9 protein-coding genes are annotated in these 11,702 nt (G+C 42.5%); 7 read left to right on the plus strand and 2 right to left on the minus strand.

Annotation, left to right across the window (positions count from 1 at the left end; translation table 11 throughout):
• The first annotated feature begins 139 nt into the window (after positions 1–139).
• The 4 genes from GNE10_RS24360 to GNE10_RS24375 all read left to right on the plus strand — a co-directional run bounded on the left by GNE10_RS24360 (position 140) and on the right by GNE10_RS24375 (position 4,747).
• Positions 140–796, plus strand: a complete 657-nt coding sequence (locus GNE10_RS24360) for a cyclopropane-fatty-acyl-phospholipid synthase family protein (protein ID WP_185567391.1) — start codon at positions 140–142, stop codon at positions 794–796.
• 199 nt (positions 797–995) lie between these two features.
• Complete coding sequence (locus tag GNE10_RS24365; RefSeq protein ID WP_185567393.1) at positions 996–1,805, plus strand: SDR family oxidoreductase; 810 nt, start codon at positions 996–998, stop codon at positions 1,803–1,805.
• A 150-nt stretch (positions 1,806–1,955) separates the two neighbouring features.
• Positions 1,956–3,359 carry a glycoside hydrolase 100 family protein gene (locus GNE10_RS24370; protein WP_397326283.1) on the plus strand — a complete coding sequence of 468 codons (1,404 nt, stop codon included), beginning with the start codon at positions 1,956–1,958 and terminating at the stop codon, positions 3,357–3,359.
• 242 nt (positions 3,360–3,601) lie between these two features.
• The gene (locus GNE10_RS24375; RefSeq protein WP_185567395.1) at positions 3,602–4,747 is read left to right on the plus strand and encodes a SpoIID/LytB domain-containing protein; all 1,146 of its coding nucleotides are present in this window, start codon (positions 3,602–3,604) and stop codon (positions 4,745–4,747) included.
• 648 nt (positions 4,748–5,395) lie between these two features.
• Here GNE10_RS24375 and GNE10_RS24380 read toward each other — a convergent pair.
• Entirely contained in the window at positions 5,396–6,607 is a 1,212-nt protein-coding gene (locus GNE10_RS24380) for an RNA-guided endonuclease TnpB family protein (protein WP_185567397.1), read from the minus strand.
• A 946-nt stretch (positions 6,608–7,553) separates the two neighbouring features.
• Between GNE10_RS24380 and GNE10_RS24385 the strand changes: the two genes are divergently transcribed.
• Positions 7,554–8,327 carry an MlaE family lipid ABC transporter permease subunit gene (locus tag GNE10_RS24385; protein WP_185567399.1) on the plus strand — a complete coding sequence of 258 codons (774 nt, stop codon included), beginning with the start codon at positions 7,554–7,556 and terminating at the stop codon, positions 8,325–8,327.
• Positions 8,328–8,480: 153 nt separating this feature from the next.
• Here the strand turns inward: GNE10_RS24385 and GNE10_RS24390 are convergent, their stop codons facing one another.
• Positions 8,481–8,930 carry a hypothetical protein gene (locus GNE10_RS24390; RefSeq protein WP_185567401.1) on the minus strand — a complete coding sequence of 150 codons (450 nt, stop codon included), beginning with the start codon at positions 8,928–8,930 and terminating at the stop codon, positions 8,481–8,483.
• A gap of 439 nt (positions 8,931–9,369) precedes the next feature.
• On the opposite strand from GNE10_RS24390, the gene cruF reads away from it, so the two are divergent.
• Together cruF and cruG are read left to right on the plus strand one after the other, a co-directional pair.
• Positions 9,370–10,278 carry a gamma-carotene 1'-hydroxylase CruF gene (gene cruF, locus GNE10_RS24395; RefSeq protein ID WP_185567403.1) on the plus strand — a complete coding sequence of 303 codons (909 nt, stop codon included), beginning with the start codon at positions 9,370–9,372 and terminating at the stop codon, positions 10,276–10,278.
• Positions 10,279–10,370: 92 nt separating this feature from the next.
• Complete coding sequence (cruG, locus tag GNE10_RS24400) at positions 10,371–11,600, plus strand: 2'-O-glycosyltransferase CruG (protein WP_185567405.1); 1,230 nt, start codon at positions 10,371–10,373, stop codon at positions 11,598–11,600.
• Positions 11,601–11,702 lie beyond the last annotated feature (102 nt).

Raw genomic sequence — 11,702 nt, forward strand, 5'->3', positions numbered from 1 at the left:
GAGTGTGGGGGGAAAGATTTCTTCCTCATCCTCCCACACCTCCCACCCCTCCCACACTTCCTGCTTGCCCAATGCCCTATGCCCTATGCCCAGTCAACAGTCAACAATCAACAATCCCAATTCACAAAGGAGAAAATTCATGAACTTCAAAAAAACTCTGTTTTCACTGGTTGCGGGAGTTAGTATTACCAGCTTGGGAATTGTTGGATGTACTCCACAACAGCAAGATTTGGAAGCTGGTACACAACCTTCTACTTTAACGGCTGAGACTGAAACAGTAACTCCCTCAGCGACACCGACAACTCAACCGCAAGAACGTCCTGGTGATGTTCCTTATGTGCCAACTCCACAGGCAGTGGTGGATGCAATGTTGAAAGTGGCAAAAGTGAACAAAAATGATGTAGTTTACGACCTTGGCAGTGGTGACGGGCGAATTGTAATTACTGCGGCACAAAATTATGGTACTCGTGGTGTGGGAATAGATATTGACCCGCAACGCATCAAAGAAGCTAATGAGAATGCTCAAAAAGCCGGAGTAACTGACCGCGTGAAGTTTGTGCAGCAGGATTTGTTTAACACAGATTTTAGTGAAGCCACAGTAGTTACGCTTTATCTATTACCAGAAATCAACGAGAGACTCCGCCCCATACTTTTAAAACAACTCAAACCTGGTACTCGGATTGTTTCCCACGCCTTTGATATGGGTAACTGGAAACCAAACCAAACTCTGACTGTAGAGGGCAAAAGTGTTTACTATTGGGTAGTTCCCAAAGAGATACCAGCCGATTTGCGATAGTGTCCAAATTTGGAATTTACGCATTATTTAGACACTAAAACCCTTGATTTATCGTTGTAGAGACTAGCAATTGTTAGTCTCTACAACTGATGCTGGGATTGCTTCCCTACACTCCGTTACGGTGGCAATGACAATATCGGCGTTGCGTAAGTCCTATTAATTTAAAATCCCAAATCCAAAATCATTTGAGTGAAAAAATATGATAGGGTTAAAAGGAAAGAATGCCTTAATTACAGGTGCAACATCAGGTATTGGTCAAGCGATCGCCATTAAACTTGCTCAAGCAGGGTGCAACATTGCTATCAATTACCGTAAAGATCCTGAAGCAGCAGCACAAACGCAAGAAATGGCGTTGCAAAAAGCTTGTGGAGATATTCAAAGTTGTGGTGTGAAGTCGTTGCTGGTTCAGGGAGATGTTTCTCAAGAATCAGACGTTATTGAGATGGTCAACACTGTTATTCAGGAATTTGGCAGTTTAGATATTCTCATCAACAATGCTGGCATTCAAACAGAAAGTCCATCTCATGAACTTAGCACAGCAGATTTTGATCGAGTCATTGCAGTCAATCTCCGGGGTGCTTATCTCTGCGCCCGTGAAACTATTAAACATCTACTGTCTGCTAATCGTCGGGGAGTAATTATTAATATTTCCAGCGTTCACGAAATTATTCCTCGACCGATGTATATCAGTTATTCTATCAGCAAAGGCGGGATGGAAAATCTCACCAAAAGTTTAGCATTGGAATACGCTAACCAAGGTATTCGTGTTAACGCCGTTGCCCCCGGAGCCACAATTACACCCATCAATCAAGCTTGGATTGATGACCCAGAAAAAAAAGCGATCGTGGAAAGCCATATCCCAATGGGGCGGGCTGGCACTACAGAAGAGATGGCAGCCGCAGTAGCTTTTTTAGCTTCCGATGAAGCTGCATACATCACCGGACAAACGCTGTTTGTTGATGGTGGATTGACTCTGTATGCTGATTTCCGCGAAACCTGGTCGGCTTAAGGAAACTCCAAGAAACAAAAACAAGTGACTGATGATTGTTGAGTATTGCTTGTCAACAGTAGGACATTTTTGATTTGGAAGTCTCTAAAAGTTGAACTGGCGTGCTTTCCACCATTAAACCGATACCTACATTAGTGGAATTAAACGCCTATGACTCCTATGAGTAATAAGAAGAATTTGCCAGAAACAGAAGCTTGGAAATTTCTAGAAAAATCAATAATTTACCATCAAGGAAAACCCATCGGTACCTTAGCTGCTGTCGATCCACATGCAGATCCACTCAATTATGACCAGTGTTTTCTTCGGGATTTTGTGCCTTCTGCTTTAGTGTTTCTGATGCACGGCAAAGCAGATATTGTCCGCAATTTTTTAATAGAAACTCTGAAATTACAAAGTCATGAAAAACAAATGGATTGCTTTGAACCGGGTGCAGGGTTAATGCCTGCCAGTTTCAAAGTCCAATCCATTGGTAGTGAGGAATTTTTGGTTGCTGATTTTGGCGAACAAGCCATCGCTCGCGTTCCTCCAGTTGATTCTTGTATGTGGTGGATTCTGCTATTGAGAGCTTATGAAAAAGCCACAGGGGATTTGACTTTAGCGCGTCAACCAGATTTTCAAGCAGGAATCAAGTTAATTTTGGATCTGTGTTTGGTACATCGCTTTTCTATGTACCCAACAATGTTAGTTCCCGATGGCGCGTGCATGATTGACCGGCGTTTGGGAGTTTACGAACATCCTTTAGAAATTCAGGTATTATTTTATGCATCTTTGAGGGCAGCCGGGGAATTACTCTTACCAGATGGCAATGGTGAAAGTTATCTGGATAAAGTGAATCGGCGATTGGGAGCTTTGAAATATCATATCCGCAATTATTACTGGTTAGATTTACAGCGATTGCGGGAAATTTATCGTTACAAAGGTAACGAATTTGGTAAAGAAGTTGCCAATAAATTCAACATCCATTCAGAATCTATCCCCAGTTGGTTGACCGAGTGGTTACCGGAAACTGGAGGATATTTAGCCGGAAATTTAGGGCCAGGAAGAATGGATTTCCGCTTTTTTACTTTGGGAAATTTGATGGCAATCTTAGCTTCCTTAGCTAGCGAAACAGAATCCCAAAGGATCATGAATTTATTTGCCGAACGCTGGGAAAACTTGATTGGCTATATGCCTGTTAAAATCTGCTTTCCAGCTTTGGAAGGTTTGGAGTGGAAAATTGTTACAGGATGCGATTCTAAAAACATACCTTGGTCTTATCACAACGGTGGTAACTGGCCTGTTTTATTGTGGGTATTTACTGCTGCGGCACTGAAAACAAACAGGATAGAACTTGCCCAAGAAGCGATCGCCATTGCTGAAAGTCGTTTATACCAAGATCAATTTCCCGAATACTATGATGGCAACAATGGTCGTTTAATTGGCAAGGAAGCCAGAATTTATCAAACTTGGAGCATTGCTGGCTTATTAGCAGCAAAACAATTTCTAGCAAATCCAGATTACTTGGAATTAATTAGTTTTCCCGAAGACCTTCAAGGCCCTGGCTGTAGCATATAATATTTTCACTGCCAATTCCACGAAATTGGACAATATTTTGTTGGATTTGCCTAAAGAAATTGCCAAAGACTGTAATGTTTTGGCAAGTATTTCTTTAGGGCTGCCATCTGATAACTAAACATAAATGCATAATTAGTAAAAGGTGGCAACCTCCGGCGTTGGAGAAGTGTCTCATCTTAAAGTAGTAGACGCCAGAATCGAGAGCGTCAAACCAATACTAATGTGATGTTTAGATGACCAGCATGAAATTCCAACTTGACTTAGGCTCTTTAGTTTCCCAGATTAAAATACGTCACTGGTGGATAAGCGTTCTTTTATGGATAGCTTTGGTTGCCCCAGCTCAAGCGGCTGTAATCTTACGCGTAGCAATCGAGAGGGGAGTTAATCAAGTAAAAGTGGGCAGTTCCACGACTGGAATCGTTAAGGATAGTACAGGCCGGACTTTGGGACAATTACCGGCCATGAGTGCGTTTTATGCCCAAGCGGTTCCTGGTGGAGTGGCTTTAGATAAATGGCAGTCTGGTTTATTTTGGATTGAGCCGACAGGTAAAGGATTTGTTTACATTGGCGATCGCTGGTATCGGGGCAGAACTTTGGTTGTCCCCACAGAAAATGGTTTAACTGCTGTTAACTGGGTTGACGACCAAGAGTATCTCTACAGCGTTCTTGGTGGTGAAATGAGTGCTAGTTGGCCTGTGGAAGCTTTGAAAGCCCAGGCGATCGCAGCCCGTACCTATGCCCTTTACGAACGAGAAAAACAACGGAATAATCCTGTTTACGATTTAGGCAACACCCCCGATCGCTGGCAAATTTACAAAGGTGTAATTAGTGAATCTCCTGCTACTTATAAAGCAGTGGATGAAACAGCAGGGCAAGTTCTAACTTATAAAAACAAGATTATTCTCTCAGTTTTCCATGCTTGTTCTGGCGGACATACCGAAAATGTCGAGGATGTATGGGGAAATTCCTTACCCTACCTACGTGCTGTCCAAGATTACGACCAAAATATCAGCGAGTGTAATTGGGTCAAAACCTTTTCGCCCAGTGAAATTAGCTCTAAATTTCCTGAGGTGGGTAGTGTAACGGCGATGGTTCCAGAAACATTTTCGCCTTTTAGAAGCGTCAAAGTCTTGAAAATCATCGGCAACAAAGGCACGAAAGTCTTACAAGGCGAACAAGTACGGACAGCCCTCAAACTCAAAAGTACCCGTTTTAGCGTCTCCAAAGCAGCAGATGGTAGCTTTGTTCTCCAAGGGCTTGGCTTCGGCCACGGTTTAGGTATGAGTCAATGGGGAGCCTACAATTTAGCTCGCCAAGGAGTCAACCACCTGCAAATTTTGGGACATTATTACAAAGGTGTAGCTTTAACCCCAATTCAGGCTAAGTAAGCTTACTTTTGTAGTTAACTAGCGGACTTAAAGTGTTGATTGTTGACTGTTGACAGTTCACAGTTAACAGTCAACGGTCAAAAGTCAACAATAGCAATAAAATATTTTTAGGACTTACACAACGCCGATATTGTCATTGCGACCGTAACGGAGTGTAGGGAAGCAATCCCAGCGTTAGGGGGGATTACTTCTCTACGAGACGCTGTGCGTAGCTTGCTTCTGGGTAGGAGTACGCTATCGCTCGTAATGACCCAATTACGTTATTTTTGCGTAAGTCCTAATTTTTTACTTCCAAACCCCCAAGTGTTTAACCAGACGTAATATTAAATACCAAAAGCCCAGTTTTGATAACTGGGCTTTTGAAATAATGGGGCTATATTACCCGTAGGCTAGTTATAGAAGTTCAGTATAATTATTGATGCTCTGATATGTAATACCAGTCTAGTATTGTTAGTTCCGGAAAATTAGCGAAAAATTTTCAGAGTAATTTTGATCTCCAACCCCATGAGCAAAATACAGCAGGCAACTAGCAGTTTACAGAAGACCCAGGGGTACAAAAGAAACAGTATTTGATAATTTCAGCGAAACAGTGCTGATTGACATCCTCCCATCGCTAACCCTTACGGGTGTAGCGAGGGATTCCAAGAATCACTTCTTGGGCTTCCTCTTTCCGCGACTCAACTTACTTGGAGAGATTTCTCCCGACATGCAGAGGTCGATGTCTCCAGAGGCGATTAACGTTCCTGTGTGCCCCACAGTACGTAGTCCAATCTCAAGTATGTTTCGTGCAGCATTATGATCTCGGTCTAAGACTGTTCCACAATGAGGGCAAACATGGGTTCTGGTGCTAAGGGATTTTTTGACAACCTCACCACAATTAGAACAGTTCTGACTAGTTCCATGAGGAGGCACGGCAACCGTGACAACTCCGAAAACTTTCCCAAAATATTCAACCCATTGCCGAAACTGCGTCCACGCTGCATCACTAATCGACTTAGCCAAGTGTCGGTTTTTGACCATATTTCGCACCTTCAAATCCTCGTAGGCTACCAAGTCGTTAGACTGGACTACGCACCTTGCTGTTTTCACAGCAAAGTCTTTACGCTGCCTACTTACTTTGAGGTGTTTACGAGCCAATTTATTTCTAAATTTAGCTCTATTTTTAGAACCCTTTTTAGTCTTAGCAAAACGGCGTTGCAGTCGTTTCAAAGACTTTTCGCTCTTGCGAAGGTGTCTAGGATTGTCAACTGTATTGCCTTCACTATCGGTCAAGAAATGGTTCAACCCCACGTCCAGACCAATAGTTTTACCCGTTGGCTCACGATTGGCTATTCGTTCACAGTCGATACAAAACTGACAATAATAACCGTCAGCACGACGCACAACCCGCACTCGCTTGAATTGTTTAAGTTGGTAGAAATGCAGCACGCGAGTTCCCCAAAGCTTGAATGTTCCTGCTTTGAAACCATCACTAAAAGTAATGTATCGACGGTCATCGGACAAGCGCCAGCCGCTAGTTTTGTATTCAACGCTTCCGTGAGTTTGTTCTTTCTTAAATCGTGGATAACCCTTTTTCCCTGGCTTAGATTTCTTGCAGTTATCAAAGAATCTCGCAATTGCACTCCATGCTCTTTCAGCAGAAGCTTGACGAGCCATAGAGTTGAGCTTATCTACCCAAGGGAAATTTTCATCCGCAGCGAGTACAGCGCAATAAGCGCTCAACTCGTATCTGCCAATATCCCGGTTATCCATCCAGTACCGGAGGCAAGCATTACGAACAAAACGAGCAGTTCTAATCGCTTCATCCAGCGATTGATATTGCTCGTTTGTTCCTTCCAGTTTTGCCTCAAATACCAGCATTGTTACGTCAAACTCCCTGACGTAATAGTATCACGAAGATTGCTAAAAACTCAACTACCCCTGTCTGGGACACGCTGCGCGAACGCCTTGTCAAACCTACGGTTTGATTCAGTTAAGGGGTGTCTCGTTTTTAGCCAACAATTCATCTCGCCGCCAAGTCTGCGACTGTGGCGGGAGCATTCTTGTTGTTTTTAGGTAAAAAGTAAAATTAAACAGGTTTGAGAGCAATTACCCTGTTCCCTGCTAGGGACTTCCAAGTAAAAAAATATTCCACAGAAGACTGTTAACGGTCAACAGTCAACTACTATGTACTGTTGTTTATTTTTCGGAGTTCCCTTATAAAAGTACAGGACTTACGCAAGTGTCACAAAAAATCAATTTTTTTTGCTTGTAGTAAGGACTTCAGTCCTTATTAGAGGACTAAAGTCCTTACTACAAACTTAAAATAATATGCCAGTTGCGTAAGTCCTAAAGTATTTATTTTTGGCTTTTGCTGATGAACAATATATCTGGTAGTTGGCAAGAATGGTTAACTGTATTAGCCTATCTAGGTTTCACCGTTTTAATTATCTGGCGGGTATTTAGCGCCCAGAAGAATTAAAAAAGCTACATATCATTTCACCAGCACTATTTTCCTCGAAAGGCAAAATAGTTCCATTTTGTTGAATCTTAAATCGTTGACGGCAATTGTAAACCTCAATGGGCGTTTTTACTCCATCTACACTGACAGATGCCCTGTATTCCCAATAGTTTTTAGCACTGCGATTAATACTGAGAATACAAATCTGATGACCATTGTAATTACGGCACACCGATGCAAAAGCTGGAAATGCTAATAAAAATGAGAGTATTAATAGCAACACAAAAATTGTATATCTTATACTGTTCATAAATGATTATTAACATTACATTATGAGAAATATTATTAAATTTCCAACTCTTTGAATTGCAACCAAAAACAAATTTTGAACAATATTGGATTGTACGCTGTTTTGCTGCACTACTGCTCTTTGGTCAAGTGTGGCTGCATTTACTCCAAGGTAAAACCTATTACCGCAAGATTATGCAACATCTAGTGACTGCTGGGCCGAGTTCTATCTCCCCAGTTTTGCTTGTGGGCGGTTTTGCAGGAATGATTTTTACTATTCAAACAGCGAGAGAATTAGTGCGATTTGGTGCGGTCAATGTTGTGGGGGGTGCTTTTGCATTGGCATTTTGCAGAGAATTGGCCCCAATTTTGACCGCTAGTATTATGGCGGGACAAGTAGGTTCTGCTTTTGCAGCGGAAATAGGTGCAATGCGAGTCACAGAGCAAATTGATGCACTTTATATGCTCAAAACCGATCCCATTGATTATCTTGTACTTCCTAGAGTAATTGCTTGTTGCTTGATGGTACCTTTAATGACAGTTTTTGCTTTAATGATGGGTCTCATCGGCGGAGTTTTTGCTGCATGGCAGTTTTACGAAATTGTCCCAGAAATTTTTTTAGAATCAGTCAGAGATTTTCTAGAACCCTCAGATTTGTTCATTATTTTACTCAAAGGGTTCATTTTCGGGATGCTAGTTGCTGTTATTGGCTGTAATTGGGGATTAACTACTAAGGGAGGAGCAAAAGAAGTAGGAGAATCAGCAACAAAAGCAGTTGTGACTAGTTGGGTGTCAATTTTTATCACGGATTTTTTTCTGTCTGTGCTGCTGTTTGAAAACATTGGGTTTTAAACAATAAAGTAACTCCAAAAAATAAACAACAGTAGATGGTAGTTGACTGTTGACTGTGGACAGTTAACAGTTAACAGTTTTCTAGGGAATATTTTTTTATTTGGAAGTTCCTAAAATTTCTAACTTTTAAGCCGTCATTTATCACTCTTGATTTTAGAATTTTAGTGAAATTTCAGAATTTACTAATTTGTAGATCAGCGCACCCAAGACCAAACCTGTTAATGAAGCAAGAGACGCACTCCAAAAAGCTAGTTTTCTCTTGAGTTCAGCTACTTGAAAATCTATCCTGACTAATATAGTTGCCGAAATAATCAGTAAAGTATCCAGAAATACCTTAAACCAAGCAAGCATAATAAAGAACAAGAAAGCTGCTAACACGGCAACTCCAAAAGCTCTGACATTTGATTCAAACAAAAGAGTGTAGTAATATGTCACCTTTGGCCAAGGAGTTGTCAAAATTAGTATTAACAGCAAGATACTAACTACGATCGCTGGCCATACAAACAGAGGAGGATGTGTTTCAGATATTACCCAGCCCAAAGTACTGTAGCTAAGCAGCACTACCGCTAGGGACACCCAAGGAACTCTTTTCAAAATTGGCATGGGTTGATATCACCAGTACAGGGCTAAAGTGTTATTTCATTACTAAGTCAATACCAGTGGTGGTAGTTGACTGTTGACTGTTGACTGTAGTCAATAGAGAGTAGTGGGGAGTCAAAAGTCTGGTGTTTCCGTCAAACAACAGCCTGGACAGTAGGGTTTCACAAGGAAAATCCAAAAAATAAATTATTCCGCTTGGGGTCGTTGACTGGTGACCGTCAACCGTCAACACTCTTCTACGGAATATTTTTTTTAGTTGGAAGTCCCCAAATGATTTAGGACTACTATGGAGACTTAGTTTCACTTATAGCCTGCCATGCTTTGTCAAGCAACGCAAACAAGTTTGAGAATTACAGCACAAAGTAGTTAAATATATTGATAAAGATTTGTAAACTATTAGCAGCCGAGTAGCCGTGTGTCACATCTTAGTTAAGGAATAATCATGAGACAAATTGTTATTGTTGAGCGCGTATGCCTCATTGCTCATATATTGTCAAAGGCTTTTGGATTAGCAGGGATGTTACTGGTCTTACCTCATGCCGACATAATTTTCAACTTATCCCAGGTTGGAGAAACTGCCATAGGGTTAAGTATGGCTAGCGGCGGTGTAGTTGATATTATTTTAGGAACAGTGGCAGTTTCTATTTATGCCTACCGGACGCTGGGATTAGGAACTTGGCTAGCATTTATGCTCCCGGCTGTGTTTATTTCTCTAGGAAGTGAATTATTGGGAACCAGTACAGGTTTTCCATTTGGAGATTATAGTTATTTGAGTGGCTTGGGTTACAAAATTGGTGGGCTAGTTCCTTTCACAATTCCATTGTCTTGGTTTTATGTTGGCTTGTCATCTTACTTAATAGCCAGATGTGGTTTGCAGGTAGCCCAAAAACCGAGTTTGGCAAGGCATATTGCTGCTGTAGCCGTTGGTGCGTTGCTGTTCACTTGCTGGGACTTTGCTCTAGAACCAGCAATGAGCCAATCTTCTCTACCCTTTTGGTATTGGGAACAACCAGGAGAATTCTTTGGAACACCTTACCAGAACTATGCAGGTTGGTTTGGCACTAGTGCATTATTTATGAGTGTCGCAGGGTTATTGTGGAGAAAAACCTCGATAAAATTAGAGCGATCGCAACTTAATCTCCCCTTAGCAATTTATTTAAGTAACTTCGCCTTTGCCGCCGGACTCAGCTTAGCAAGTGGCTTCTTCATCCCCGTGTTACTCGGCTCAGTGCTAGGCGTAATTCCCGCCGTGACACTGTGGTTGAGAAGTTCAACCACACCCGCTCAAGTTGCCATTGAACCAGTACCTCAAGAAGCCCCAGCAGCCAGCGTTAAAGTTGTTTTGAAATAGACAAGGGAGACAAGGGAGACAAGTAGAATAATTCCTCTGTAACAGTCAACACTCAACAGTCAACACTCAACAATCAACAGTCAATACCCCCAATGCCCAATGCCCAATTCCCTGACAACTTAATACTAGAAAGTGCCATCTCGCTTTTATTGCTGCTTATCCAAGTACCAGCAACGGGGATTCTACTTTCGCGTTTGGTGAAGGGGCCCAGACGCCATCCACCAATAGAACCGCAACAGCCGACGCCGGAAATGTTGGGTAAGGTGAGTGTTGTTGTTCCTACACTGAATGAAGCGCTTCGTATTAGCCCTCTTTTGGCTGGTTTGAGTCGGCAAAGCTATGAAGTTCGGGAAGTTGTTGTTGTAGATAGCAATTCCAGTGATGGAACTCCGGATTTGGTCAAGGCAATACAGCAAACAGATCCGCGCTTTCGCTTGATGACAGATGACCCTTTACCCTCTGGTTGGGTGGGTCGTCCTTGGGCGTTGCATAATGGTTTTTTATATAGTTCTGAAGCTAGTGAATGGTTTCTGGGGCTGGATGCTGATATTCAACCGCATCCGGGGTTGGTGGCTGGGTTGATAAAGACAGCACAAGCACAAGGTTATGACTTAGTTTCCCTTTCGCCCCAGTTTATTCTCAAATATCCAGGGGAATGCTGGCTACAACCAGCTTTGTTGATGACTTTGCTTTACCGATTTGACCCAGCCGGCATTAATACACAACAGCCGGAACGGGTAATGGCAAATGGCCAGTGTTTTTTGTGTCGTCGTTCAGTTTTAGCAGCTGTGGGTGGTTACAGCAGCGCCAGTAGTTCTTTTTGTGATGATGTCACCTTGGCACGGAATATTGCTATCCAAGGTTATAAAGTAGGCTTTTTAGATGGCGCAAAAGTACTAAAAGTACGGATGTATGAAGGGGCTATGGAAACGTGGAAGGAATGGGGACGCAGTCTAGACCTCAAAGATGCAACTTCTCCTTCTCAGCTGTGGGCAGATTTATGGCTACTTTTTGCAGTCCAAGGTTTACCACTTTTAATAATTTTGACTTTCTTGTTGATTTTTCTTTCCCACTCACTAGAACCATCATTAATTGCGTCTCTACCCACCCCCTCAATTCTCCTAGTGGGTCTGAATTTATTCCTACTGACGATTCGCTTTGGTATGCTATTGGCGATCGCACCTTCCTACGATCGCCATAGTGCCAAAGCAAGCTGGTTATTCTGGCTTTCCCCTTTCGCCGATCCCCTAGCAGTGCTACGAATCTTCTTATCTGCATTCCACACCCCACGTCAATGGCGCGGAAGAACATATGGTGGGTAGGGAATTGGGCATGGGGCAAGCGGGGAGTGTGGGAGGTGTGGGAGGTGTGGGAGGTGTGGGAGGTGTGGGAGGTGTGGGAGGATGGTGAAGAAATTTTTCCCC

It is taken from the genome of Nostoc sp. 2RC, assembly GCF_014222165.1.
In the GTDB taxonomy this organism is placed as follows: Bacteria; Cyanobacteriota; Cyanobacteriia; order Cyanobacteriales; family Nostocaceae; genus Nostoc; species Nostoc linckia.

Coding starts and splice junctions, on each gene's coding strand:
- cruF (WP_185567403.1), top strand. CDS start 9,370: ATGAGACAAATTGTTATTGTTGAGCGCGTATGCCTCATTGCTCATATA.
- GNE10_RS24380 (WP_185567397.1), bottom strand. CDS start 6,607: ATGCTGGTATTTGAGGCAAAACTGGAAGGAACAAACGAGCAATATCAA.
- GNE10_RS24360 (WP_185567391.1), top strand. CDS start 140: ATGAACTTCAAAAAAACTCTGTTTTCACTGGTTGCGGGAGTTAGTATT.
- GNE10_RS24370 (WP_397326283.1), top strand. CDS start 1,956: ATGACTCCTATGAGTAATAAGAAGAATTTGCCAGAAACAGAAGCTTGG.
- GNE10_RS24365 (WP_185567393.1), top strand. CDS start 996: ATGATAGGGTTAAAAGGAAAGAATGCCTTAATTACAGGTGCAACATCA.
- GNE10_RS24390 (WP_185567401.1), bottom strand. CDS start 8,930: ATGCCAATTTTGAAAAGAGTTCCTTGGGTGTCCCTAGCGGTAGTGCTG.
- GNE10_RS24375 (WP_185567395.1), top strand. CDS start 3,602: ATGAAATTCCAACTTGACTTAGGCTCTTTAGTTTCCCAGATTAAAATA.
- cruG (WP_185567405.1), top strand. CDS start 10,371: ATGCCCAATGCCCAATTCCCTGACAACTTAATACTAGAAAGTGCCATC.